Source organism: Dorea sp. ICN-14282 (genome assembly GCF_037890115.1).
Classification (GTDB): domain Bacteria; phylum Bacillota; class Clostridia; order Lachnospirales; family Lachnospiraceae; genus Dorea_B; species Dorea_B phocaeensis.
This window is the reverse complement of the sequence record NZ_JBBKBH010000001.1, coordinates 866,676-892,676: the sequence shown is the minus strand read 5'-3', so window position 1 is coordinate 892,676 and position 26,001 is coordinate 866,676. Positions and strand designations below refer to the sequence as shown.

20 protein-coding genes are annotated in these 26,001 nt (G+C 44.5%); 19 read left to right on the top strand and 1 reads right to left on the bottom strand.

The genetic code is table 11. The annotated features are described in order from the left end of the window. Positions 1–80: 80 nt before the first annotated feature. The 3 genes from WKT00_RS04240 to WKT00_RS04230 all read left to right on the top strand — a co-directional run bounded on the left by WKT00_RS04240 (position 81) and on the right by WKT00_RS04230 (position 4,270). Entirely contained in the window at positions 81–2,342 is a 2,262-nt protein-coding gene (locus WKT00_RS04240) for a ribonucleoside-diphosphate reductase subunit alpha (protein ID WP_340261182.1), read from the top strand. A gap of 26 nt (positions 2,343–2,368) precedes the next feature. Continuing rightward, the gene (locus tag WKT00_RS04235) at positions 2,369–3,412 is read left to right on the top strand and encodes a ribonucleotide-diphosphate reductase subunit beta (protein ID WP_101695468.1); all 1,044 of its coding nucleotides are present in this window, start codon (positions 2,369–2,371) and stop codon (positions 3,410–3,412) included. 84 nt (positions 3,413–3,496) lie between these two features. Continuing rightward, positions 3,497–4,270, top strand: a complete 774-nt coding sequence (locus tag WKT00_RS04230) for an SseB family protein (protein ID WP_101695467.1) — start codon at positions 3,497–3,499, stop codon at positions 4,268–4,270. A 183-nt stretch (positions 4,271–4,453) separates the two neighbouring features. Here the strand turns inward: WKT00_RS04230 and WKT00_RS04225 are convergent, their stop codons facing one another. Further along, positions 4,454–4,651 (bottom strand): cold shock domain-containing protein, encoded by a 198-nt coding sequence (locus tag WKT00_RS04225; RefSeq protein WP_101695466.1) that lies wholly within the window; start codon positions 4,649–4,651, stop codon positions 4,454–4,456. Between the two features lie 336 nt (positions 4,652–4,987). Here WKT00_RS04225 and cysK point away from each other — a divergent pair, with 336 nt between their 5' ends. The 16 genes from cysK to WKT00_RS04145 all read left to right on the top strand — a co-directional run bounded on the left by cysK (position 4,988) and on the right by WKT00_RS04145 (position 25,900). Beyond that, complete coding sequence (gene cysK, locus WKT00_RS04220; protein WP_101695465.1) at positions 4,988–5,917, top strand: cysteine synthase A; 930 nt, start codon at positions 4,988–4,990, stop codon at positions 5,915–5,917. A gap of 94 nt (positions 5,918–6,011) precedes the next feature. Beyond that, positions 6,012–7,637, top strand: coding sequence for a phosphoenolpyruvate--protein phosphotransferase (gene ptsP / locus WKT00_RS04215; protein ID WP_101695464.1), 1,626 nt, complete (start codon positions 6,012–6,014; stop codon positions 7,635–7,637). Between the two features lie 238 nt (positions 7,638–7,875). After that, positions 7,876–8,619, top strand: coding sequence for a DeoR/GlpR family DNA-binding transcription regulator (locus WKT00_RS04210; RefSeq protein WP_101695463.1), 744 nt, complete (start codon positions 7,876–7,878; stop codon positions 8,617–8,619). A gap of 3 nt (positions 8,620–8,622) precedes the next feature. Further along, positions 8,623–9,552 carry a 1-phosphofructokinase gene (gene pfkB / locus WKT00_RS04205; protein ID WP_101695462.1) on the top strand — a complete coding sequence of 310 codons (930 nt, stop codon included), beginning with the start codon at positions 8,623–8,625 and terminating at the stop codon, positions 9,550–9,552. After that, positions 9,549–11,462, top strand: a complete 1,914-nt coding sequence (locus WKT00_RS04200) for a PTS fructose transporter subunit IIABC (RefSeq protein ID WP_101695461.1) — start codon at positions 9,549–9,551, stop codon at positions 11,460–11,462. Before pfkB ends, WKT00_RS04200 begins: the two co-directional genes overlap by 4 nt. 56 nt (positions 11,463–11,518) lie before the next feature. Next, on the top strand, positions 11,519–11,776 hold the full coding sequence (locus tag WKT00_RS04195; protein WP_101695460.1) for an HPr family phosphocarrier protein: 258 nt from the start codon (positions 11,519–11,521) through the stop codon (positions 11,774–11,776). Positions 11,777–11,791: 15 nt separating this feature from the next. Further along, positions 11,792–13,414, top strand: a complete 1,623-nt coding sequence (gene ptsP / locus WKT00_RS04190) for a phosphoenolpyruvate--protein phosphotransferase (protein ID WP_101695459.1) — start codon at positions 11,792–11,794, stop codon at positions 13,412–13,414. Positions 13,415–13,536: 122 nt separating this feature from the next. After that, positions 13,537–14,919, top strand: coding sequence for an NCS2 family permease (locus WKT00_RS04185; RefSeq protein ID WP_101695458.1), 1,383 nt, complete (start codon positions 13,537–13,539; stop codon positions 14,917–14,919). 208 nt (positions 14,920–15,127) lie between these two features. Further along, positions 15,128–16,438 carry a D-serine ammonia-lyase gene (gene dsdA / locus WKT00_RS04180; protein ID WP_445292929.1) on the top strand — a complete coding sequence of 437 codons (1,311 nt, stop codon included), beginning with the start codon at positions 15,128–15,130 and terminating at the stop codon, positions 16,436–16,438. Between the two features lie 16 nt (positions 16,439–16,454). Next, the gene (locus WKT00_RS04175) at positions 16,455–17,945 is read left to right on the top strand and encodes an IMP dehydrogenase (RefSeq protein ID WP_101695456.1); all 1,491 of its coding nucleotides are present in this window, start codon (positions 16,455–16,457) and stop codon (positions 17,943–17,945) included. A 121-nt stretch (positions 17,946–18,066) separates the two neighbouring features. Then, entirely contained in the window at positions 18,067–19,395 is a 1,329-nt protein-coding gene (locus WKT00_RS04170; RefSeq protein ID WP_101695455.1) for an MATE family efflux transporter, read from the top strand. Positions 19,396–19,471: 76 nt separating this feature from the next. Next, positions 19,472–21,292, top strand: a complete 1,821-nt coding sequence (locus tag WKT00_RS04165; protein WP_340261169.1) for an ABC-F family ATP-binding cassette domain-containing protein — start codon at positions 19,472–19,474, stop codon at positions 21,290–21,292. A 19-nt stretch (positions 21,293–21,311) separates the two neighbouring features. Further along, positions 21,312–22,226 (top strand): alpha/beta hydrolase, encoded by a 915-nt coding sequence (locus WKT00_RS04160; RefSeq protein WP_101695453.1) that lies wholly within the window; start codon positions 21,312–21,314, stop codon positions 22,224–22,226. A 2-nt stretch (positions 22,227–22,228) separates the two neighbouring features. Further along, positions 22,229–24,055 (top strand): DUF6320 domain-containing protein, encoded by a 1,827-nt coding sequence (locus WKT00_RS04155; RefSeq protein ID WP_340261166.1) that lies wholly within the window; start codon positions 22,229–22,231, stop codon positions 24,053–24,055. Continuing rightward, a complete protein-coding gene (locus WKT00_RS04150; protein ID WP_202031226.1) occupies positions 24,048–25,136 on the top strand; it encodes a YibE/F family protein in 1,089 nt (362 codons plus the stop codon). Before WKT00_RS04155 ends, WKT00_RS04150 begins: the two co-directional genes overlap by 8 nt. Beyond that, entirely contained in the window at positions 25,133–25,900 is a 768-nt protein-coding gene (locus WKT00_RS04145) for a YibE/F family protein (RefSeq protein ID WP_101695450.1), read from the top strand. Before WKT00_RS04150 ends, WKT00_RS04145 begins: the two co-directional genes overlap by 4 nt. Positions 25,901–26,001: the final 101 nt, after the last annotated feature.

Here is a 26,001-nt window from a genome sequence, read left to right as displayed (position 1 = left end):
GAAATTATGAGAATGAATCTTGAATTCGAAGAGAAGTGAGGGTATAATGGGAAAACGTAGATAAATGGAGGAGCATTTGAATGGAGATTAGTAAGATAGAAGAAAAAATTAGGATAGAAACGTTTGAAGAGATGGAAGAATTGACGCAGACGCTTAGGAAAATTCAGAAAGAATATCCGCAGGAAGAGTACGCACTGGAGCATCTGTATAAAAAGTATCAGACTTTTGTAAAGCCGGGAATGGAACAGAAAGAGAGATTTTCCATGTTGATCCGGGCAGCGGTGGAGCTGACGACGCAGGAGGCGCCCAAATGGGAAATGATTGCAGCCAGGCTTCTGATGCTGGAATTTAATCGGGAGCTTGAAGAAAACAGGAAGAAGTGTCAGATTCACAGCTTTTATGAGAACCTTAAGTATCTGACAGAGCAGGGGCTTTATGGGGCGTATATTCTTGAAGCCTACAGCGAGGAAGAAGTGAAACGGTTGTCGGAATTTTTGGATGAGAGTCGGAATGATCTGTTTAACTATTCTGGACTCTCCCTTTTACTTGGAAGATATGTGATTCGTACCGGAAAAGGAGTGCCGATGGAATCACCCCAGGAAATGTTTTTGGGCATTGCCATGCATCTTGCTATGAAGGAGAAGGTTGAACGAGAACGGTGGGTTCGGCGTTTCTATGATATGTTAAGCGAACTGAAGGTGACGATGGCAACCCCGACTTTATCCAATGCAAGAAAACCTTACCATCAGCTTTCATCTTGTTTTATTGACACGGTGCCGGACAGCCTGGATGGGATTTACCGGAGTATCGATAATTTTGCCAAAGTAAGTAAATTTGGTGGCGGCATGGGAATGTATTTTGGAAAAGTGCGGGCAAGCGGCAGTGCGATTCGGGGATTTGAAGGCGCCGCAGGCGGTGTGATCAGGTGGATCAGACTGGCGAACGATACCGCAGTGGCAGTGGATCAGCTGGGGGTGCGCCAGGGAGCAGTTGCTGTTTATCTGGATGTCTGGCATCGGGATCTTCCGGAATTCTTGAATCTGCGTACCAATAATGGAGATGAGCGTATGAAAGCTCACGATGTATTTCCGGCCGTCTGTTATCCTGATTACTTCTGGCAGCAGGCCAGGGATCATATTGAAGGGGAATGGTATCTGATGTGTCCACATGAGATCCTGACGGTAAAAGGATATGCATTAGAAGACTGCTTTGGAGAAGAATGGACGGAGAAATACTTAGACTGCGTGCAGGATAAACGGATTCAGAAGCGGGTGATTCCGATCAAGGATGTGATTCGTATGATTATTCGAAGCGCAGTGGAGACAGGAACCCCGTTTACATTTAATCGGGATCTAGTCAATCGAGCAAATCCAAATCGACATAAGGGAATGATTTACTGTAGTAATCTCTGTACAGAAATTGCACAGAACATGAGTGCCATTGATCAGGTGGAGCAGCGGATCGAAACGGTGGACGGCGAGACGGTTGTGGTAACGGTTACAAAGCCGGGAGAGTTCGTGGTCTGCAATCTTGCAAGTCTGTCTTTGGGAAGGCTTAATCTGGAAGATGATGCAGAAGTTCTAGAAGTGACGGAAAGTGTGGTGCGTGCGCTTGATAATGTCATTGATCTGAACTTTTTCCCGGTTCCATATGCGAAGATCAACAATGAAAAGTACCGGCCGGTGGGACTTGGAGTCAGCGGATATCATCATATGCTGGCCAAAAGGGGAATCGCTTGGGAAAGTGAAGAGCATCTTGCATTCGCAGAACGTGTTTTTTCGAAGATTCATTATGCTGCGGTAAAGGCAAGCTGCAAGATCGCGAAGGAAAAAGGAAGCTATGCGTATTTCGAGGGAAGTACCTGGCAGACAGGGGATTATTTTAGAGAACGGGGGTTAACGGACGATGCATGGAGAAAGCTTCAGGAGGAAGTGGCAGAATATGGGCTTCGGAATGGCTATCTTATGGCAGTAGCGCCGACCAGCAGTACCAGTATTATTGCAGGAACGACCGCTGGACTGGATCCGGTGATGAACCGTTATTTCCTGGAGGAAAAAAAGAATGGCCTGATGCCGCGAGTGGCACCGGATCTGTCTATGGATACCTATTGGTATTATAAAAATGCGCATCATATTGATCAGACCTGGTCGGTGCGCGCCTGTGGAGTAAGACAGCGTCATATCGATCAGGCACAGAGTATGAATCTTTATATTACCAATGAGTACACGTTCCGTAAGGTGTTGAATCTTTATCTTCTCGCATGGGAAGAAGGTGTGAAGACGATTTATTATATCAGATCCAGAAGTCTGGAGGTTGAAGAATGTGAAGTGTGTTCATCCTAATGAACTTAGCAAACAGGAGGAAGAGAATGTCCAAGTTAACGAAGAAACCATTGTTTAATCCACTGGGAGATACAGAGGTACATAAGCGCCGGATGATCGGCGGAAATTCTACAAATTTGAATGATTTTAACCATATGAAATATGAATGGGTCAGCGATTGGTACCGGCAGGCGATGAATAATTTTTGGGTACCGGAAGAAATCAATCTGGGAGTGGATGTGAAGGATTACCGGAAACTTCCAAAAGCGGAACGAAGAGCCTACGATAAGATATTATCGTTTTTAATTTTCCTGGACAGTATCCAGACGGCGAATCTTCCGAATATCGGGGCATATGTGACAGCCAATGAAATTAATTTGTGCCTGTCTATTCAGGCGTTTCAGGAAGCGGTGCACAGTCAGAGCTACAGTTACATGTTAGATACGATTTGTGAGCCGCAGGAGCGTAACACGGTGTTGTACCAATGGAAGGAAGATGAACATCTGCTTGCCAGAAATGAATTTATCGGTAATCTTTATAATGAGTTTCAAGAGGAGCAAAGTGGGGAAGCGCTGGTGCGCACCCTGATTGCCAACTATATTCTGGAAGGCATTTATTTTTACAGCGGATTTATGTTTTTTTATAACCTGGGACGAAATCATCAGATGCCCGGCTCAGTGCAGGAGATTCGCTATATTAACCGGGATGAGAATACACATCTGTGGCTGTTTCGGAATATTCTGATGGAATTAAAAAAGGAGGAGCCGGAACTTTTCACAGAGGAAAAGGTGGAAGTTTATCGCTCTATGATCCGGGAGGGCTGCGAGCAGGAAATCCGATGGGGACATTATGTGATTGGAGATGAGATTAAGGGGCTGAATCAGGAGATGGTGACAGATTATATTCAGTACTTGGGAAATCTGCGCTGTATGGGACTTGGATTTGCTCCAATCTATGAAGGACATGAAAAAGAGCCGGACAGTATGGCATGGGTGAGTCAGTTTTCCAATGCCAATATGATTAAGACGGATTTCTTTGAGGCGAAAAGCACGGCTTATGCAAAGAGCAGTGCCCTGATAGATGACTTGTAATTTACAGGTGGATTGTGGTATGCTAGTAAGAAGCATACGAGGCTTTTTTTTCGATAGAGAAAAAGAGCCGGAAAAGAGGACAAGATGAGTGAGAGAGAAGTAACAAAGCAGGAATTTTTGAGACAGCTGATGATGTTAAAGGATGCGCCAGAGCTGTATGCGCTGATGTCTATGTATACCAAGATGCCGCAGGTATTCTGCGATCCGGAAACCTATGATGATGAAGTGCTGCTGTTTTTTTCCGAGGAGGATGCCAGACGGGAAGCAGAAAAACTTATGAAAGAGCATTATGCGGTTCAGATTGTAAAGATTGAAAAAGAGCATCGCCTGAACTTTTATACCAGTTTGTACCCAATTGGCGTAAACTGCCTTCTGGCAGGCCGTGGGACAGAACAGGAGTTTTCCGTACAGCTTAGTGATCTGATTAAGAGAACATCAAATCAGGAATTAGAAGAGGGAAAAGAACGGGTAGAAAATCCCCAGATGCACCTGACTGCGCTTTATCTTATGCAGGAGCTTCGTAGGAATCCATCTGCAGGCATGACAGATGAGATGAAGGAATGGAATGAAGAGATGATGGCCGCATTCCAAAAAGGAAGATTTTTGGTAGCTGTAGATCAGGAGAAGGGACTTGGCGCTGTAAAGAATAAGGAAGGGAAGTTATTCCTTCCGGTATTTACGGATATCGAAGAATTCCATAAATTCAACCGAGAAGGAAAGTTCCGCCCATTTGCAGTGGACAGCATTAAAATTCCGGAGATGCTGACGGATGAGATGAACGGTACGGCGGTGAATCCACTCGGTGTCAACGTGGTTTTGAATATTACGAAAAAGCGGGTACAGGATTCGGAAGCCTAAATAAAAGCAAAGGATAAAGGTCAAGATCATAAAAAGTATTGATCGGGAAATGAAAAGACCAGGAAGCAAAATAGCTGCCTGGTCTTTTCATAATCTCATTTCGTGTATTACTTTTAAATATCAAAATCAAACTTCAGTTTATAATATATAAAAGGTACATCTAAATTCCGATTAGTGCTGGGATTAAAGTTTTGTTACGTTGACTGCCTGAGGTCCCTTAGCGCCTTCAGTTACATCGTATTCTACTTCCTGCCCTTCTTCCAGAGACTTGAAGCCTTCCATGTTCAGACCAGAGTAGTGTACGAATACATCGTTGCCTGCTTCATCAGAGATGAAACCGTAGCCTTTTTGGTTGTTAAACCATTTTACTGTACCTTTCATTATGATACCTCCATAAAAATTAGATAATATAAGTGAGACAATCTATAAAATAAATTTATAGATTATACTTCGTCAGATTAGCACATGTTAATAAAAAAGTCAATGCATTCGACATTCTTTTTTCTATATTTCACAAAGATTTTATTAGTACATTTTTACGTATAATAAAGAAAAATATTTAAAAAACGGATTAGGAATTTGCGGACATATATTGAAAACATGGGGAATCGTAATATAATAAAAACACGAGGGGAAAAGTCGATGAAAGGATTCATCCATGATTGAAGGAGCAATGCAGCAAAACGAGCAGGAAAATAGAAACAGGAGGAAACAAAGATGGGAAATATTTATCACAGTGTAGAGGAATTGATTGGAAAGACACCACTTATGGAGGTGGAAGGAATTGAGAAGGAACTGGGACTTGCTGCCAGAATTTATGTGAAACTGGAATTATTCAATCCGGCGGGAAGTGTCAAAGACAGAGTGGCATTATCTATGATTCGGGACGCGGAAGAAAAAGGACTTCTGGCGCCGGGGGCAACGATTATTGAGCCGACCAGTGGAAATACCGGAATCGGGCTTGCTTCTATTGCGGCCGCCAGAGGATACCGGGCAATTTTTACCATGCCGGAGACTATGAGTATAGAAAGAAGAAAGCTGCTGCAAGGATATGGAGCAGAGATTGTTTTGACGGATGGCAAGGCAGGTATGGACGGCGCCATTCGGAAAGCGGAAGAACTGGCGCGTGAGATGGAAAATGCAATGGTGCTGGGTCAATTCGTAAATCCGGCTAATCCAAAGGCACATTACGAGACGACAGGACCGGAAATCTGGGAAGACCTAGAGGGAGCGGTGGATATCTTTGTGGCAGGAGCAGGAACGGGAGGAACCGTGACGGGAACGGGACGCTTCTTAAAAGAGAAGAATCCGAAGGTTCAGGTGGTGGCTGTGGAGCCGGAAGGTTCTCCGGTTCTCTCAGGCGGAGAGAAAGGGCCTCATGGACTTCAGGGAATCGGGGCAGGTTTTGTTCCGGAAATTTTAGATACACAAATCTATGATGAGGTCTTCAAGGTAAAAGAGGAAGAAGCATATGAGGCTGCCCGACTGCTGGCAAGAAAGCAGGGGGTACTGACAGGCATTACTTCAGGAGCAGCGCTTCATGCGGCAATCGCACTTGCAAAGCGTCCGGAAAATGCCGGAAAACACATTGTTGTTATCTTACCGGATACCGGAGAAAGGTACCTGTCAACTCCTCTGTTTGCGTAATCATTTTCCTTGACGAACGAATAGGGAGCGTGTAAAGTATAGTTGTTTAAATGACTTTAAATTTGGAGAAAAATAGAGTAAAGGATAAGTTTGTATGATTACATTAACAGGGAAAAAGGTGTCCGAAGGGATTGCCATTGGAAAGCTGAATTTTTATAAGCGGGATACCAAGGAAGTCCGCCGTATTTATGTAAAGGATGTAGAGAAGGAAGTTATGCGGTTTCAGAAGGCAAGACAAAAGGCTTTGCTGGAGCTTAAGATTCTCTACGACACTGCCGCAAAAGAGGTAGGAGATGCCAATGCGGCAATCTTTGAGATGCAGCAGATGATTCTGGAGGATACAGACTATATTGACCAGATTACCGGTATTATCGTGGAACATAAATTAAATGCCGAGTATGCGATGCAGAAGGCAACAGAAGAGTTCATTGCCACTGCAGCCGAGAAGGAAAAAAATTATGTGCAGGGGCGGGATGTGGACGTCAAAGACGTAGCAACCCGTGTGCTTCGGATTCTTTCCAGAACCTGGAAGGATAAGATGCTGACCGATGAACCCTTCATATTAGCAGCGGGAGAACTATATCCAAGTGAGGCGGTTCAGCTTGACAAGACGCAGGTGTTGGGATTTGTGACTCGTTACGGAACGATCAATTCCCATACAGCAATTCTGGCGCGTACGAAAGGCATTCCATCGGTGATCGGTCTTGGAGAGGCGTTAAAGAAAGATTACGATGGAAAGACAATTATTGTCGATGGATTTGAAGGAAAGGTTTATATTGAACCGGATTATACCACCATCAGTAAGATGAAGCAAAGACAGGAGATCGATCATACCCAGACGGTAAATCTGGAGCGTCTGAAGGGAAAAGAAAATATCACTCAGAGCGGACAGAAAATTGACGTCTGCGCCAATATCGGTACCAGAGAGGATATTGAAAATGTGATCCGAAGTGACGCCGGAGGAATCGGACTGTTCCGAAGTGAATTCCTGTATATGGAGAGCGGAACAAAGCCGCCTACAGAAGAACAGCAGTTCCAGGTGTTCCGATTGGCGGCAGAGGCCATGGGGGAGAAACGGGTTGTAATCCGAACAGCAGATTTAGGAGGAGACAAGCAGGTGAATTGCCTAGATCTTAATGGAGATCCCAATCCGGCTTTGGGATATCGGGGAATCCGTGTCATGCTGGAGAAGGATGAAATTTTCCGCACTCACTTGCGGGCGATTCTGCGGGCATCCATGTATGGCAATATTGCAGTGATGTTCCCGATGATTTCTTCGATTGAGGAACTGCGTCAGGCAAAGCGACAGCTGGAGAAAGCAAAAAAGGAATTAAAAGAGAAGAAGATCTCTTACAATGAAAATATTCAAGTTGGTGTGATGATTGAGACGCCGGCAGCGGTTATGATCAGTGGCGAACTGGCAAGAGAGGCAGATTTTTTCAGCATCGGAACGAATGATTTAAGCCAGTTTACTTTAGGAATGGATCGCTTAAATGAAAGACTGGAGGGACATTACGATGCCCATCATCCGGCACTTTTGAAGATGATCCGTATCATTACAAACAACGTACATTTGGAGGATAAGCGGATTAGTATCTGCGGAGATCTGGCGGCAGACCTGGAGATGACAGAGTACTTTATTTCTTTGGGTATTGACGAACTGTCTGTAGCGCCGGGACAGGTACTGGGACTTCGCAAGAAGATCCGAGAGATTCAGTAAAATTTCATAATATTTAACCATATTCATTGAGAATAAAAACCATCATGGAGTCGAAAGATAAGCATGATGGTTTTTTTATGCATTATGCATAAAAGATAGTGAAATATTTTGGAAGGTATTTTGACTGAAAGTAGTTGACTATGACTGAAAATGATTGTATTATGGATTTGAAGATGAATGATATTGAAAGAAAATGACTGAAAATAAAAAGAGAACAGGGAGAAAAAGGAGGGAGAATATGCTGGCGGAAGAGAGATTTCGGGAAATATTAAAAATTGTAAATGAAAAGAAGACCGTTACCGTTCAGGAACTGACTGCTTTGTTAGAGACTTCTGAATCCACGATCCGCCGAGATCTTACGACATTGCATCAAAGAGGTGCATTGATCAAGGTTCACGGCGGCGCTGCGGCAGCAGAGTCAGAAACAATGACAAGAGATGCAGATCTTTCTTTGAGAAGTACTCTGAATAAAGAAGAAAAGGCTGTGATTGGGAAATACGCAGCAGGTCTGATCCGGGAGGAAGATTTTATATATCTGGATGCAGGAAGCAGTGTGGATGTAATGATTGATTATATTACAGAGACGGGTGCGCTATATGTGACCAACGCTGTAAGCCATGCGCAGAAGCTGCTGAAGAAAGGAATGCGGGTCTTTTTGATCGGCGGAGAGCTGAAGGCGGTTACAGAAGCGATTGTCGGAGCTGAGGCGGTAGAAGGGCTGAAAAAATATCATTTTACAAAGGGCTTCTTTGGAACGAACGGAGCAGACGCAGTTTCCGGATATACAACGCCGGATATTACGGAAGCTCTTGTAAAAGAAAAGGCAATGCAGCAATGCAGGAAGTGCTATGTATTGGCAGATGCATCCAAGATCAGCCAGATATCATCGGTAACTTTTGCTGATTTCCAGTCAGCACAGCTGATCACTACAAAGCTTCAGGATGTTACTTATAGAAAATATGCAAATATAATGGAGGTCTAATCAATGATTTACACAGTTACGTTTAATCCGTCACTGGATTACATTGTCTCTGTGGCAGACTTTAAACTTGGCCTTACCAATCGCACAAGCTCGGAGCTTCTTCTTCCGGGAGGAAAAGGAATCAATGTTTCCATTGTGCTTAAGAATCTGGGCATTGATAACACAGCGCTTGGTTTTGTGGCAGGGTTTACCGGAGAAGAAGTCATAAAACGGTTGGAGAGCCTGGGCGTAAAGAGTGGCTTTCTTGAGATTCCGGAAGGGTTTACACGGATCAATGTGAAGCTAAAATCCATAGACGGAACAGAGATCAACGGTCAGGGACCGTCTATCAGTGAAGATAAGATGGCAAAACTTATGGAAAAACTGGAGGAACTGGGAGAAGGAGATGTGCTCTTCTTGTCTGGAAGTATTCCGGCTTCTATGCCCAGTGATACGTATCAGAGAATTATGGAGCATCTGAAGGATAAGGGAGTTTTGATATCGGTGGATGCCACACGGGATCTGCTTCTTAAGGTGCTTCCGTATCACCCATTTCTGATCAAGCCTAACAACCATGAATTAGGCGAGATCTTTGGTGTGGAATTAAAGACGAGAGAATCGGTTGTTCCATACGGGAAGAAGCTTCAGAAAATGGGTGCAGAGAATGTGCTGATCTCGATGGCAGGAGAAGGGGCAGTTCTGATTGCCGCAGATGGACAGATTTATGACGCACCGGCTCCAAAAGGAGTTTTAAAAAATGGAGTAGGCGCCGGAGATTCTATGGTCGCCGGGTTTATGGCAGGCTGGATGGAAAGAAAGGAATACCGGCATGCGTTCTGCATGGGTGTTGCAGCCGGAAGTGCAAGTGCATTTTCCGAGCAGCTGGCAGTAAAGGAAGAGATTGATCAAGTATATGAACAGGTAATAAAAATTGCAGGAGGGAAAGAAGCATGAGAATTACAGATTTATTGGATGAAAGAAGTATCTCACTGGATACAGCGCCTAAGAGCAAGCAGGAAGCCATTGATGCGGCAGTTGCTCTTATGGTAAAAAGTGGAAAGATTAAGGATGAGGAGGCTTATAAAAAACAAGTTTATGCAAGAGAGGAAGAAAGTACCACCGGAATTGGAGAAGGAATTGCGATTCCACATGGCAAATGTGACGCGGTAGAACGTCCGGGACTTGCCGCAATGGTGATCCGTGAGGGTGTAGATTTCGATTCCTTAGACGGAGCTTTGGTAACATTGTTGTTCTTGATCGCAGCACCAAATACAGAGGATAATGTACATCTGGATGTGCTAAGTAAGTTATCCATGATGTTGATGGATGAGACATTTACGGAAAATCTTCGAAAGGCAGAGTCACCGGAACAATTTCTTGCCATCATTGATCAGGCAGATGAAGAGAAGAAGAGTGTGGACGAACGACTGGCCGATGTGGAAGAGGCAAAAGAAGATCAGGTAAAAATTCTGGCGGTTACGTCCTGCCCGACCGGAATTGCGCATACGTATATGGCGGCAGAAGGAATTGAAAAAGCGGCGAAAGCCAAAAACTGCTTTATAAAAGTAGAGACAAGAGGTTCCGGCGGAGCAAAAAATGTACTGACAGAAGAAGAAATTAAAGCGGCGGACTGCATTATTGTTGCAGCGGATGCGCAGGTTCCTATGGATCGCTTTGATGGAAAAAAAGTGATCGAACGTCAGGTGTCTGACGGAATCAATAAGGCAGATGAATTAGTAGAGCTTGCCATTTCCGGTAATATTCCGGTATACAAAAGCAGCGCCGGCGGAGAGAAGAAACAGGCCGCAAAGAGCGGTGGCAGCGTAGGTCATAAGATTTATACACAGCTGATGAACGGTGTATCGCATATGCTTCCTTTCGTAGTAGGCGGCGGTATTTTGATCGCAATTGCCTTCCTTCTTGACGGTATGTTGGTGGATATCAATTCCTTATCTGTTGCAGAACGTGCAAATTTTGGTACAATCACACCAGTGGCTGCAATGTTCAAAAACATTGGCGGCGTAGCATTTGGTTTTATGCTTCCGGTACTTGCAGGCTTTATTGCAATGGCGATTGGTGACAGACCGGCGTTGGCAGTGGGCTTCGTCGGAGGTATGATGGCTGCAAGTGGAACCTCCGGTTTCTTAGGAGCCCTGGTAGCTGGTTTTGCAGCAGGATATGTAATTCTCGCACTTCGGAAAGTATGCGATAAGCTTCCGCAGGCAATTGAGAAAATCGCTCCGGTACTTATTTACCCGGTTGTCGGTATTCTGATCATGGGACTTGGCATGACCTTTATCGTAGAGCCGGTCATGGGAGGAATTAACACAGCGCTGAACAATGGTTTGACAAGTATGGGAGGTTCCAGTAAGCTGATCTTAGGACTGATCCTTGGCGGTATGATGGCAATTGATATGGGCGGCCCGTTCAACAAAGCTGCCTATGTATTTGGTACAGCAGCGATCGCATCTGGTAATTATGATATCATGGCAGCTGTTATGATCGGCGGTATGGTTCCGCCATGTGCCATTGCGCTGGCAACGCTTCTGTTTAAGAATAAGTTTACAAAAGAAGAAAGAGAGTCAGGACCGATGAACTTCATTATGGGACTTGCATTTATTACAGAAGGAGCAATCCCATATGCGGCGGCGGATCCGCTTCATGTACTTCCATCATGTATTATCGGTTCAGGACTTGCAGGAGCCCTGTCCATGGCATTCGGATGTACGCTGATGGCTCCGCACGGAGGAATCTTCGTCGTACCGGTGATGGGAAATGCAATGATGTATCTGCTTGCCCTTGTGATCGGAACAGTCGTTTCCACAGTTCTGTTAGGTGTTTTAAAGAAAAAAGTTGCAGAATAAATCAGTTGATAACAAGAAGAAAGATAAAATTAAGAAAGAAAATGGAGGAATCAATCATGAAAGAATTTCAGTATGTAATCACAGATCCAGAAGGAATCCACGCAAGACCGGCAGGTCTTCTTGTAAAGAAAGCCAATGAGTTCGCATCAAATGTTACGATTAAAAAGGGTGACAAGAGCGCAGATGCTAAGAGAATTTTTGCAGTTATGGGTCTGGGTGTAAAGAAGGCAGATGAGATTACCGTTTGTGTAGAAGGAGAAGATGAGGCAAAAGCTTCAGAGGCAATGGAGCAGTTCTTCAAAGGAAACCTGTAAGAAGGGAAGAGAGCAATGATTACATTATCAGGGAAAAGTGTATTTGGCGGAATCGCAATTGGAAAGATTTCATTCTATAAGAGAAATGAAATTACGATCAAGAGAAGTCATGTAGAAGATACAGAGGCAGAAATAAAGCGTTTTGAAAAAGCGAAAGAACAGGCGTCAGCAGAGCTTCAGCAATTACATGACAAGGCAATGGATGATGTGGGTGAGACAAATGCCATGATCTTCGAAATCCATCAGATGATGCTGGAGGATCTGGATTATGTGGAGTCTATTGTGAATATGATCACCACGCAAGAAGTCAATGCAGAGTATGCAGTGGGAACGACAGCAGATAATTTTGCTGCGATGTTCGCGGCGATGGATGATGCTTATATGCAGGGAAGAACTGCAGATGTGAAGGATGTGTCTGAACGCCTGATCAAAGTGTTATCTAACAGTGATCACGGAGCAATAGAGATGAAAGAGCCCGTGATCGTTGCAGCAGATGATCTGGTGCCAAGTGAAACGGTACAGCTTGATAAAGAAAAGGTTCTTGCCTTTGTTACGATGTATGGTTCTTCAAACTCTCACACTGCAATTCTTGCGCGGACGATGAACATCCCGGCTGTGATCGGCCTTGGTGAAGATCTGAAGCAGGAATATGACGGAAAGCTTGCAGTTGTAGATGGCATGGACGGAGTGATCTATATTGATCCGGATGCAAGAACGATGGAAGCTATGCAGAAAAAGCAAAGAGAAGATCTGGAGAAAAAGGAACTTCTAGAGCAGTTAAAGGGCAAAGAGAATGTGACAAAGAGTGGTCAGAAAGTGAATGTGTATGCCAATATCGGGAATTTGTCCGATGTAGGAGCTGTTCTGAAAAATGATGCTGGAGGAATCGGCCTGTTCCGGAGTGAATTCCTTTATCTGGAGAGTGAGTCCTTCCCAACAGAAGAGCAGCAGTTCAAGGTGTATAAGCAGGTGGCGGAGAATATGGCAGGGAAACGTGTGATCATCCGCACGCTGGATATCGGAGCCGATAAGCAGGCAGAATATTTTGGTTTGGACAAGGAAGAAAACCCGGCTCTTGGATATCGTGCAATCCGTATCTGCCTTACTAGGCCGGAGATATTTAAGACACAGCTTCGCGCGCTTTATCGTGCCTCTGCTTATGGGCAGATTGCTATTATGTTTCCAATGATCATTTCCGTGGATGAAGTGAAGAAGATCAAGGAAATGATTCAGGTGGTTCAGGAAGAACTGACAGAAGAGGGCGTAGATTTCCGTAAGGATGTGGAGATCGGCGTGATGATTGAGACACCGGCAGCTGTTATGGTGAGCCATGAGCTTGCGAAAGAGGTGGATTTCTTCAGTGTGGGAACCAATGATCTGACGCAGTACACGCTTGCCATTGACAGACAGAACCAGAAGCTGGAACCTTTTTACGACGCTCATCATCCGGCAGTACTGTCCATGATCCGCATAGCGGCAGAAAATGCACACCGGGAAGGAAAATGGATTGGTATCTGCGGAGAACTTGCAGCAGACCTGTCCCTTACCGGAACATTCCTTGAGATGGGAATCGATGAGCTGTCTGTAGCGCCGGGAATGATCCTGCCACTTAGAAAAACAGTTCGTGAATGCGAGTAATACAAAATAGTGATAAATACTCATAATGAGAAGTAATAGATGGAGCCATTTACTTTATGGCTCCATTTTGCTAGAATAGGAATATGTTATCTAAAAATGAGATACGTGAAGGAGGAAATCAAATGTTAGAGAAGTTTTTCAAACTTAAGGAAAACGGTACAGATACTAAGACAGAGATCCTTGCCGGAATCACAACTTTTATGACTATGGCCTATATTCTGGCTGTAAATCCGAGTATTTTATCGGCAGCTGGAATGGATCAGGGTGCTGTGTTCACTGCGACTGCACTGGCTGCACTATTGGGAACGTTGCTTATGGCGCTTTTTGCCAATTATCCGTTTGCGCTTGCGCCGGGAATGGGACTGAATGCGTACTTTGCTTACACCGTGGTTCTTGGTATGGGATATAGCTGGGAACTGGCGCTTACGGCAGTATTTGTAGAAGGTATTATTTTTATCGTATTATCTCTGACCAATGTGCGAGAGGCGATTTTCAACGCAATTCCGACGAATTTAAAGGCTGCAGTCAGCGTGGGAATTGGTCTGTTTATTGCATTTATCGGTCTGCAGAACGCGAAGATCGTAATTGGAGGGTCAACACTTCTCCAGATCTTTTCATTAAAAGAGTACAATACCGTAAATGGCGTATCAGCATCGTTTAATGATGTGGGAATTACAGTATTGCTTGCGATTATCGGTATCATCATTACCGGACTTTTGGTAATTAAGAATGTAAAAGGAAATATTTTGTGGGGAATTCTGATTACATGGGGACTGGGAATTGCCTGTCAGCTTACCGGAATTTACGTACCGAACCCGGAAGTGGGCTTTTTCTCATTGCTGCCGGATTTCAGCAATGGTCTTTCTATTCCAAGCCTTGCACCGGTATTTGGGAAATTGGATTTTTCCGGAATTCTTTCGCTTGATTTTGTAGTTATTGTATTTGCATTTTTATTTGTGGACATGTTCGATACGATCGGAACGCTGATCGGAGTATCTTCTAAAGCAAATATGCTGGATGAAAATGGCAAGCTTCCACGGATTAAAGGAGCATTGATGGCAGATGCAGTAGCAACAACGGCAGGAGCAGTTCTTGGAACCTCTACAACAACAACGTTCGTAGAGAGTGCATCCGGTGTTACAGAAGGGGGAAGAACGGGGCTTACTGCAGTAACGACTGCGGTTCTGTTTGGTCTTGCATTGTTCCTGTCTCCAATCTTCCTTGCGATTCCGTCTTTTGCGACGGCTCCGGCATTAGTAGTTGTTGGATTCTATATGTTGACAAATGTTGTAAATATTGATTTCAATGATGTTTCCGAAGCGCTGCCATGTTATATTTGTATTTTGGCAATGCCATTCTTCTATAGCATTTCTGAAGGTATTTCTATGGGAGTGATTGCTTATGTAGCAATGAATCTTCTGACTGGAAAGGCAAAGGAAAAGAAGATTAGTGTATTGATGTATATATTGGCGGTACTGTTTATTCTGAAGTATATTTTCCTGTAGGAAGAAAAGCAGTATTAAAAAAAGTAAAAGGATTAGAAACGGTATTCCAAAATGATGATATCATGGTTTGGAATGCCGTTTTTTCGTAATGAGGTACGCAATTTTCTGTCAAAGTCCAGATTGCCAGGGGAGTGGAAGAAATGCTATAATCAGCATAGATAGAAAATAGGGTTTTTCGTAAGGAGGAAAGACGATGGAAAGAGAGTATATGAACCTTCCTGTTGTGAGGGAGCTTGCGGAAAAGGAACAGGTAGGATGGAGAAATCCAAAGAAACTTTCCTGGGAGGAAAGTAAGGGAATCCTTCCGGTTACGGCAAGCGAGGTTGAGGATGCTAAGGCCAGACTTGCGAGGTTTGCACCGTTTATTCAGAAATGTTTTCCGGAGACGAAAGAAAGTGGAGGCGTGATTGAATCAGAGCTGGTACCGATTGAAAAGATGAAAGAACTTTTGAATCAGGAGTTTGGCGGAACAATCGAGGGAACGCTGCTTCTTAAGAAGGATAGTCATCTAGCAGTGGCAGGATCAGTAAAGGCGCGTGGAGGAATCTATGAGGTTCTGAAACACACGGAGGATCTTGCACTGGAGGCTGGATTGATTACGGTGGAAGATGATTATTCCAAGCTTGCATCGGACGAGTGCCGTAAATACTTCAGTCAGTATACGATTCAGGTGGGGTCAACGGGAAACTTAGGACTTAGTATCGGAATTGCCAGTGCGGCAGTGGGATACCGGGTGGTTGTACATATGTCTGCAGATGCAAGACAGTGGAAGAAGGATTTGCTTAGAAGTCACGGAGTCACTGTTATAGAGTATGAATCGGATTACAGTGAGGCGGTTAAGCAGGGGCGAAAAGAGTCAGATGCAGATCCGAAGAGTTATTTTGTAGATGATGAAAATTCTAAAAACCTATTTCTGGGATATGCGGTGGCAGCAGGGCGTCTGAAGGATCAGCTTACCGAGCAGGGAATCTGTATTGATGAAGAGCATCCATTGTTTGTGTATATTCCATGTGGCGTTGGTGGAGCGCCAGGCGGGGTTACGTATGGAGCGAAGGAGATTTGGGGAGACAATGTGCATGTATTTTTCGTGGAGCCTGTGGAAGCGCCGTGTATGATTTTGGGAATGGAAACCGGGCTGCATCACGAGATCAGTGTGCAGGAGATCGGCCTTACGGGACAGACGCATGCGGATGGCCTTGCAGTAGGACGCCCGTCAGGGTTTGTGGGGAAAGTGATGGATCCTATTCTTAGCGGAGAGTTTACGGTTCATGACAAATGGCTGTATGAATATATGCGGGCGTTGATAAAGAGTGAGAATATTTTTATCGAACCGAGTTCCTGCGCAGCATTTGAAGGGCCGCTGAAATTGAATCAGTATGAGGAGACTAGGGGGTATCTTCAGGAGCATGGGCTTCTTGAGAAGCTTCCAAATGCTGTGCATATCGCGTGGGCAACCGGTGGAAGACTGGTTCCGGAAGAGATTCGCAGAGAATACCAGAATACTTATCTTGAAGAGTAGGAAAAGGAGAAAAATTATGGCGTATTTTTATGAAGAACCATCTCGTACGTTTAGTGAATATTTATTGATTCCGGGATATTCCTCTGCAGAGTGTATTCCGTCCCGCGTGAGTTTAAAGACACCGCTTGTGAAGTATAGAAAAGGGGAGGAGCCGGCGCTTTCTATTAATATTCCGATGGTTTCTGCAATTATGCAGTCGGTATCAGATGATCGTCTCGCAGTGGCGCTTGCACAAGAAGGAGGTCTCTCCTTTATTTATGGCTCTCAGACGGTGGAGAATCAGACGGAAATGATTCGAAAAGTTAAACGTTACCGGGCGGGGTTTGTAGTCAGTGATTCCAATGTGTCGCCGGATATGACGCTGAAAGATGTGCTGGATATTACAGAGAAGACCGGACATTCCACAGTAGCCGTTACAGAGAATGGGCAGTCCGGCGGGAAGCTTCTTGGCATTGTCACGAACAAGGATTATCGTGTCAGCCGGATGAGTATGGATACAAAGGTGAAAGATTTCATGACAACGCTGGATCATCTGGTCTATGCGGATGAGTCTACGACTTTGAAAGAGGCCAATGACATTATCTGGGAGCACAAGATCAATTGTCTCCCACTGGTAAATAAGAATCAGGAACTGGTGTATCTGGTGTTCCGGAAGGACTACGATACGCATAAAAAGAATGAGAATGAATTGATTGATCAATCCAAACGTTATATGGTTGGTGCAGGGATCAATACCAGAGATTATAAGGAACGGGTTCCGGCTCTTTTGGAAGCTGGAGCAGATGCCCTTTGCATTGACAGCTCTGAAGGATTTTCTGAATGGCAGAAGCTGACGATCGACTATATCCGTGAAAATTACGGGGATCGTGTAAAGGTTGGCGCGGGAAATGTAGTGGATGCAGATGGATTCCGTTTCCTTGCAGAGGCAGGGGCGGATTTTGTTAAGGTAGGCATCGGCGGAGGCGCGATCTGTATTACCAGAGAGCAGAAAGGAATTGGCCGGGGACAGGCAACTGCCTTGATCGAAGTTGCGAAAGCAAGAGATGAATATTATAAAGAGACGGGAATTTATGTCCCGATTTGTTCCGATGGTGGAATTGTACACGATTATCATATTACGCTGGCGCTGGCTATGGGAGCAGATTTTGTGATGCTGGGACGGTATTTCGCAAGATTTGATGAAAGTCCGACTAAGCGAGTGAACGTAGGCGGCAGCTATATGAAAGAATACTGGGGAGAAGGAAGCGCAAGAGCCAGAAACTGGCAGCGCTATGATATGGGAGGAGATAAGAAGCTTTCTTTTGAAGAGGGTGTAGACTCCCTGGTTCCTTATGCGGGAAGCTTGAAAGATAATGTGAATCTGACATTAAGCAAGGTACGCGGAGCCATGTGTAACTGCGGTGCGCTGACGATCCCGGAATTGCAGGAAAAGGCGAAGATTACGTTAGTGTCGGCAACCAGTATTGTGGAAGGCGGCGCCCATGATGTTACGCTTAGAAATAAATAATCCGTAAAAATATTTCAGTATATACACCAGAAGAACAAAGACTGTTGCAGAACCATTTGGGGTTGCAGCAGTCTTGTTTTGCGGGGAAAAGAGAACAGGAAAGAAAAGCAGGAGAGATGAAATGAATACACAGGATTTTGTAACGAAGCCGGTGAGGGGAATCTTTTTTCGGTATTTGATTCCATCCATTTGTGGTACGATGGTAACGTCCATCTACGTATTGGCAGATACCATTATGATTGGAAAAGGGTTGGGAGCTACGGCTATGGCGGCACTCAATATTGCACTGCCGATTTATAATATTTTTTTTGGAATTGGTCTGTTGTTCGGAGTGGGCGGTTCGGTACTGATGTCAGTCTGCCGGGGAAGAGGGGACAAGAAGAAGGCAGATGCCTTCTTTACCCTGTCTTTCATTCTAAATATTGTGATATGGCTTCTTTCTCAGATTGTCTGTGTGGTATGGATGGAAGAGATTGCGTGGGCTTTGGGAGCGACAAAGGAAACGTTCCCCTATGTGATGGACTACATGCGCTGTATTATCTGGGGAATGGGGGCATATTATTTATCTTCCTATCTGCAGACGTTCGTGCGCAATGACGGTGCGCCCAAACTTGCGATGAATGCAGTTATTGCCGGCGGTGTGACCAATATTGTGCTGGATTATCTCTTTGTATTCCCGATGCAGATGGGGATGGCAGGAGCAGCGCTGGCAACGGTACTTGGGTCTACATTGACGGTTGTAATTCTGGTTCTTCATTTCTTCTCTCCAAAGAATCAGTTACGATTTCAAATCCATGGGATGTCCATTTCAGCCGTCCGGGAGATTCTGGTCAATGGAGCCGCCAGCTTTGTGATTGAGATTTCTTCCGGAATTACGATTTATATTTTTAATCTTCAGCTTTTGAAATACGTAGGTAATACGGCGGTAGCAGTATTTGGAATCATCTGCAATGTATCCATTGTAATTATGAGCTTGTGTAAAGGAGTCAATCAGGCGGCACAGCCGATTATCTCCACGAATTTTGGAGCGGGAAAAGGAGAGAGGATTCACCAGGTATTCTGGAGTGCAGTCTGGACATCGTTGGTCATTTGTGCAGTTCCGGTAGTGGTGGGAATCGCGTTCCCGGATCTTTATACTTATATTTTCTTAAATCCGGATCCGCAGATTCTGGCGTTGTCAGCATCGGCAATTCGTATCTATTTTGTCGGCTTTATAGCAATGGCCGTCAATATGGTATTTATCAGTTATTTTCAGGCGGTGGTAAAGCCGGTAGAGTCCCTGATTATCTGTATGCTCAGGGGATGCGTGCTTTTGATTGCGCTGGTTTATCTGCTTCCTTTGTTCCTTGGAGTTATCGGGATTTGGCTGGCATTTCCGGCAGCTGAAGTTCTGACGATGCTGATGGGAATTGGAATGTTCCGAAGGCAGAAGACGAGAAAAGCTATTTGACGCAGCCACAAGGTTATGCGTATAATAAGTACATTATAGACAGCAGAATTAGAAGCAAGATAAGGAAATGAAACATATGAATTTATTGACGATGGAGCATCTGACAAAGTCTTATACGGATCGGATTTTGCTGGATGATGTAGGATTTAGTATTAATGAAAATGAGAAAATCGGTGTCATTGGAGTCAATGGAATGGGGAAATCTACCCTTCTTAAGATTGCAGCGGGAATCGAAGATTATGATGATGGAAAGATCAGTATGGGAAGCCAGGTCAAGATCTGTTACTTGCCTCAGACCCCGGTGTTTGAAGAGGCGGAGACCATTCTTCAGGCAGCGGTAAAGGGCAATCAGGATGAGCTGAATCAGTGGACCATTGAAGCAGATGCAAAGGCAATGTTAAATCAGCTTGGATTTACTGATTTTGATAGCAAGGCATCCCTTTTATCGGGAGGACAGAAGAAACGTGTGGCTCTTGTGAATGCCCTTTTGACGCCGGCAGATATTCTCGTACTGGATGAGCCGACGAACCACTTGGACAATGCCATGTCAGAGTGGCTGGAGGAATATTTGATCCGATTTAAGGGAGCGGTTTTGATGGTGACACATGATCGTTACTTTTTGGATCGCGTAGTCAATCGGATTGTGGAAGTAGACCAGGGAAAACTTTATTCTTATCCGGGGAATTATTCGGAGTTCGTGCGGCTAAAGGAGGCGAGGCAGAATATGGAGCTTGCCACAGAGCGTAAGCGTAAGAGTTTGCTTCGAACAGAGCTTCAGTGGTTAAGCCGCGGCGCGCGTGCCAGAAGCACCAAGCAGAAGGCGCATATTGATCGAATCAAAGCGATGCAGGAGATGCAGGATATCCAGGCGGAAAAGAGAGTGATTATGGATTCTGTAGCATCCCGTATGGGAAATAAGACAATTGAACTTTCCCATTTATCGAAATCTTATGGGGACAAGAAGCTGATAGAGGATTACTCCTACTTATTTTTAAAAAATGACCGAATCGGGATCATTGGTCCAAATGGATGTGGAAAATCAACGCTTCTTAAGATGGTGAACGGACTTGTGACGCCGGATGCGGGGAACATAGAAATTGGACAGACGATTCGAATTGGCTATTTCTCTCAGGAAAATGAAGCGATGGATGACACGATGAAAGTGATTGATTATGTGAAAGAAGTGGGAGAATATATTACTACTTCCGATGGTCGGATCACAGCATCCCAGATGCTGGAGAACTTTCTGTTTGACGGAGCGCTTCAATGGTCAAGGATTGAGAAACTCTCTGGTGGCGAAAAGCGCCGGCTATATCTGATGCGGATTCTGATGAGCGCTCCAAACGTATTGATTTTAGATGAGCCGACGAACGATTTGGACATCCAGACGCTGACCATTTTGGAAGATTATCTGGATCGGTTTGATGGAATTATTATTATCGTATCCCATGACCGCTATTTTCTGGATCGAATGGTAACCCGGATCTTTTCCTTTGAAGGAGAAGGAAGAATCCGGCAGTATGAAGGCGGTTATTCAGATTATCTGATCCGAAAAGAGCTGGAAGGATTGGAGAGCTTAGAAGACAGGAAATTACCGGACAAAGGGAAGGATGAAGAGAAAAAATCCGATTCAAAGGCCACCTGGAAGCGCCGGGAGCAGAAGCTTAAATTTTCTTATAAAGAACAGCGCGAATACGAGACCATTGACGGAGAAATTGCAGATTTGGAAGAACAGGTGGAAAGGCTGGAGGAAGAAATTGCAGCCAATGCCACCAATTCAGCAAAGTTAAATGAACTTTTGACTCAAAAAGAAGAGGTGGAGCAAAAGTTGGAAGAAAAGATGGAGCGCTGGGTCTATCTAAATGATCTGGCGGAGCAGATTGGGAATCAGGAATAGGTGAAGTAAGGAGTAAAGCATGGCGATTAACAAATCCATGAGAAAGGTATTAAAAGCATTATCCTTTGATGGAATCGAGGTGGAGGCGTCCAGGCATCTGGCGAATTTAAAAGCCATTGATCCGATGAAAATTTTTCATCGAACCATTGATGGGAAGATTTATAATGAGGGGTATGAGGTGCCGGTTCGGGTTTATCTGCCCAGAGAGAAAGAGACGGATGGGCTTCCGGTCATGCTGTTCTTTCATGGAGGAGGATGGGTGACAGAGAGTATCGATAATTATGAACGAATCTGTGCCCGAATGGCAGTGGCAACCAATCATATTGTGGTTTCCGTGGGATATCGGCTGGCTCCGGAATATAAATTTCCGGTAGGGCTGGAAGATTGTTATGCGGTGGCGAAGGAACTGTACACAGGGAAGATCGCTGGAATTGATCCGGAACAGATTACGGTGATCGGTGACAGTGCCGGTGGAAATTTAGCGGCAGCTCTGTCCCTTTTGGCAAGGGATCGAGGGGAATTTCTCCCCAAGCGGCAGGTTCTGATTTATCCGGCTCTCTACGGGGATTACAGTGATGCATCTCCGTATCCATCGGTGCGGGAGAATGGCAGTGATTATCTACTAACAGCTGGCAAAATGAGGGATTATATTGAGTTGTATGCATCCAGTGAGAAGGATAAGAAGAATCCATATTTTGCACCGCTTTTGGCGGAAGATTATAAGAATCAGCCGAAAACTTTGATTCTAACGGCAGAATTTGATCCACTTAGGGATGAAGGGGAAGATTATGGACGGAAGCTTTCCGAGGCCGGAAATGAGGTGGAAATTCACCGAATTTCGGATGCTCTTCACGGATATTTTGCATTGGGAATTAAGTATTACCATGTAAAGGAAAGCTTTGAATTGATTAATGAATTTTTAAGGAGGAAATAGCAGTGTTTCAGCAAAAGCGGGCGTATTGGCGAAATCTTGATAATGCGGCAAAAATGTTTTCTGCGACCAGCAGTGCAAAAGATACCCGTGTGTTTCGGTTTTATTGTGAACTTAAGGAAGCAATTCAGCCGGAAGTGCTGCAGAAAGCATTGAATCAGACCATTGAGAAATATCCGGTGTTTTTGTCGGTGATGCGAAAAGGGCTCTTCTGGCATTATCTGGAAAAAAGTGAGCTTCGCCCGGTGGTGAGAGAGGAATACAAGGAACCTTGCAGCTGTCTCTATGTTCGAGATAAGAAGGCTTTATTATTTGAAGTGACGTATTATCGGAATCGGATTAACTTTGAAGTATTTCATGCGTTGACAGACGGAACCGGAGCTACGGAATTCATTCGGGAGCTGGTGAAAAATTATCTGTGTCTTTCCCATAAAGAGGACGGACTGGAGAATGTGGAACTGACGAACGCCCGGGTGACGGTACGAGACCAGGAAGACGACAGCTTCAGTAAATACTATAATCCGGATCTTCCCAAGCGTAAGAAGAAAAAAGTGCATGCTTATCAGATTCATAAGTTCCGCAAGGAGTATGAGGAACTTAAGGTGATGGAAAGCACGGCCTCTGTACAGGAACTTCTGGGAGTGTCAAGAAAATATGGGGTATCGATGTCTGTGCTTTTGACTGCAGCGCTGATCTATGCCATCCATGAGGAAATGACCCGGATGCAGGAGAAGAAGCCGGTTATTCTGATGGTGCCGGTTAACTTAAGGAAATTGTTTCCATCTGATTCCATGCTGAATTTCTTTGGTTATATTGAGCCGGGATATCAGTTTGGACGTTCGGGCAGAGAAGATACCTTTAAGGAAGTTCTAAAAGAAGTAAAAGGATATTTTGAAGAGAATCTTTCAAAAGAAAAAGTAGCTCAGCGAATGAATGAATTGATTGCTTTTGAAAAGAATAAGATTTTAAGATGGGCGCCATTAGAATTAAAAAATCCCTGTATCAAAGCGGGGGCGAAGATGGCAGAGCGGGAAGTAACGGCGGTATTTTCTAATATGAGTGCGGTGCGAATGCCAGAGGAATATGCACCTTATATTGAACGTTTTGGTGTCTATACCAGTACGCCGAGGACAGAACTTTGTGCCTGTTCTTACGGAGATACCATGTCTTTTGCATTTACGTCTAGGTATGACAGTTCGAATATACAGCGCAATTTTTATCAGATACTGGAAGGACTGGGTGTGAAAGTAGAGTTAAAGAAGCCTGATTTTCCGGAACAGGTGAAGCCGAACTATGAAGGGAAAAAGTTTTTTCGAGGATTTTCGTTTGGTTGTATTGCAGCTGCGGTACTTAGTGTTATGTGCAATGCAGTGCTGACGCCGAATCTTCACTGGGCTGTGTGGGCTGTGGCAGGAGCTTTATCCATGTGGCTTGCGTTGGCAGTGGGCTATTTTAAACGGCATAACCTGATGAAAAATGCCATGTGGCAGCTTTTGGTCGTGAAGATTGGAGCTGTTGTATGGGATCTGTGTGTAGGCTGGCGAGGCTGGTCGGTGAACTTTGTATTGCCGGCAGTCTGCATTTTAATTCAGATTTCTATGATGGTGATCTCTAAGATACAATCGCATTCGCCGCGAGAATATATGATCTATTTTGTGATGGCAGCAGGGTACAGTGTGGTTCTTCCGCTTCTTCTTTTGGCGTGTCATGTGATTACTGTTTCCGCTCCGGCGGTTCTGTGTGCCGGACTTAGCTTTTTATTCCTGCTTGCTTTGATACTTTTTAAAGGGAAAGAATTTAAAGAGGAGATGTATAAGAAGTTTCATGTTTAGAAAAAAATATATCTTTTTTCTGCTTTTCTATCTTGCACTAATTCTTTTTGTGGCAACGGATGCCTGGCTTTATCAGATACCGGTTGCAAGAATTCAGAAGGTGAGAACGGAAGAAAGTGGTGTTAAGAGTGGTGCAAGAGGGGAAAAAGAACAGTATTACGAACAGACGATGGAGGCAAAACTCTTAAACGGCGACCAAAAAGGCGATAAGATTCTGCTGAAAAATGAATATTCTGCGTCACAGGTGATCAATCAAAAGTACCATAAATGGGATCAGGTGCTGGTCAGTCTGAATGGAGAAGGAAAAACGGCGACGATTAAAACGTTGAAAAGAGATGTGTATCTGGCAGCTTTGTTTGGCCTGATGGTGATTTTGCTTCTTCTGATTACGAAAAAGCAGGGCGTTCTGACGATTGCTACGCTTGTAGTCAATCTAGGGATTTATGGAGCAGGATTTACGTTGTATCTGCAAGGGAAGGATATCTTAAAGATCTGTAATCTGATGGCAATTCTGTTTATGGTAACGACATTGTTGTTCTTAAATGGTTTCAGCAGGAAAACATTTGCTGCTGTGCTGTCATCTTTCTGTGTGCTGGCGTTGATTATGGCGATTTTCTTTGCGGTGATGAACCGGGTGGCGGAGCCGGATTATTCAGCAATGGAATATCTGGGGACGATTGAGAATCCAGAAGATATCTTTGCTGCGGAAGTTATGCTGGCAGGGCTTGGAGCAATTATGGATGTGGCAGTTACGATTTCCGCAGCCTTAAGTGAGCTGTTGGAAAAGAAGCCGGATCTTACGTTTCGTAGTTTGTTTCGTTCCGGACGGGAGATTGGCTACGATATTATGGGAACGATGATCAGTGTATTGTTGTTTACTTTTGGAAGTAGTCTGATACCGTCTTTTTTGATTCGTATGAACAATGAAGTGTCATTTCTTACCATGGTGAGGCTTCATATCCCATTGGAGATTGTGGAATTTTTAATTGAAAGTATAGGGATTGTGGCGGCAATTCCCATTTCTATTCTGATATCATCGTGTCTGCTTAGACGGCGTGGAAGGAGGTCAGAAGCGATATGATCTGGTTTCTTGCATTGATTTTGTTCGTTTTGCTGATTACGGTGGGAGGAGAGCGCGGTGCATCAGCAGTATTGGCATTGTGTGGAAATATCGGTGTGCTTGCATTGACAGTTCTCTTGCTTGCGTCTGGAAAGCCTCCGCTTTTGATCATTCCGGTGGCGGCTGTTTTGATTAGTTATCTGACATTGATGAAGCAGAATGGAAGTAATTTAAAGACGAAAACAGCGTTTTTGACGGTAGCTGTTGTGATGGCTGTATTGTCAGTGGGAATCTGTGTGGGTGTTTGGAAAACAGGAAGTGCAGGGCTTAATGAGATTCAGGCGGTGCAGGAAGACGTACAGTTTTACTATACCACTGATTTGGTTATTTCCATGCAGCAGGTAGCTGTGGGGGTTGTTCTTCTAAGTGCGCTTGGTGCGGTGATGGACACGGCTCTTTCTGTGACGTCGGCAGTTTACGAAGTGGCAGTACACAGAAAAGACCTGGATAGAAGTGCCTATTTCCGGTCTGGAATTGAAGTGGGAAAGGAGATTATCGGAACGACGGTAAATACGCTTGTATTTGCCTATCTGGGCGAGTCTCTGATGTTGTTCGCCTATCTGGAGAAGAATGGGTATTCGCCGGAAATGATGCTGAATTCCAAGGTGTTGTTTCAGAATATTGCTGTGATGCTACTTGGAATTACTGCCTGTCTTTTGAGCGTTCCGGTGGCTGCTTATTTGGTAGCGTGGAAAGTGGGGCAAAAGGGAGAAGAAGATAAGTGATTGACAATAAAATAGATCAATGTTATAATTTCATCAATGTAATACGATAAAGGCTATGACGAAGACGGATTTAACCAGGATTTTTCAGAGAGCCGGGAGAT

Bases quoted from the DNA above. Each gene is read 5' to 3' on its own strand.
- WKT00_RS04150 (WP_202031226.1), top strand. From the start codon at position 24,048: ATGTTTAGAAAAAAATATATCTTTTTTCTGCTTTTCTATCTTGCACTA.
- dsdA (WP_445292929.1), top strand. From the start codon at position 15,128: ATGAACCTTCCTGTTGTGAGGGAGCTTGCGGAAAAGGAACAGGTAGGA.
- WKT00_RS04195 (WP_101695460.1), top strand. From the start codon at position 11,519: ATGAAAGAATTTCAGTATGTAATCACAGATCCAGAAGGAATCCACGCA.
- ptsP (WP_101695464.1), top strand. From the start codon at position 6,012: ATGATTACATTAACAGGGAAAAAGGTGTCCGAAGGGATTGCCATTGGA.
- pfkB (WP_101695462.1), top strand. From the start codon at position 8,623: ATGATTTACACAGTTACGTTTAATCCGTCACTGGATTACATTGTCTCT.
- WKT00_RS04235 (WP_101695468.1), top strand. From the start codon at position 2,369: ATGTCCAAGTTAACGAAGAAACCATTGTTTAATCCACTGGGAGATACA.
- WKT00_RS04230 (WP_101695467.1), top strand. From the start codon at position 3,497: ATGAGTGAGAGAGAAGTAACAAAGCAGGAATTTTTGAGACAGCTGATG.
- WKT00_RS04225 (WP_101695466.1), bottom strand. From the start codon at position 4,651: ATGAAAGGTACAGTAAAATGGTTTAACAACCAAAAAGGCTACGGTTTC.
- WKT00_RS04160 (WP_101695453.1), top strand. From the start codon at position 21,312: ATGGCGATTAACAAATCCATGAGAAAGGTATTAAAAGCATTATCCTTT.
- WKT00_RS04145 (WP_101695450.1), top strand. From the start codon at position 25,133: ATGATCTGGTTTCTTGCATTGATTTTGTTCGTTTTGCTGATTACGGTG.
- WKT00_RS04170 (WP_101695455.1), top strand. From the start codon at position 18,067: ATGAATACACAGGATTTTGTAACGAAGCCGGTGAGGGGAATCTTTTTT.
- cysK (WP_101695465.1), top strand. From the start codon at position 4,988: ATGGGAAATATTTATCACAGTGTAGAGGAATTGATTGGAAAGACACCA.
- ptsP (WP_101695459.1), top strand. From the start codon at position 11,792: ATGATTACATTATCAGGGAAAAGTGTATTTGGCGGAATCGCAATTGGA.
- WKT00_RS04240 (WP_340261182.1), top strand. From the start codon at position 81: ATGGAGATTAGTAAGATAGAAGAAAAAATTAGGATAGAAACGTTTGAA.
- WKT00_RS04210 (WP_101695463.1), top strand. From the start codon at position 7,876: ATGCTGGCGGAAGAGAGATTTCGGGAAATATTAAAAATTGTAAATGAA.
- WKT00_RS04185 (WP_101695458.1), top strand. From the start codon at position 13,537: ATGTTAGAGAAGTTTTTCAAACTTAAGGAAAACGGTACAGATACTAAG.
- WKT00_RS04200 (WP_101695461.1), top strand. From the start codon at position 9,549: ATGAGAATTACAGATTTATTGGATGAAAGAAGTATCTCACTGGATACA.
- WKT00_RS04165 (WP_340261169.1), top strand. From the start codon at position 19,472: ATGAATTTATTGACGATGGAGCATCTGACAAAGTCTTATACGGATCGG.
- WKT00_RS04175 (WP_101695456.1), top strand. From the start codon at position 16,455: ATGGCGTATTTTTATGAAGAACCATCTCGTACGTTTAGTGAATATTTA.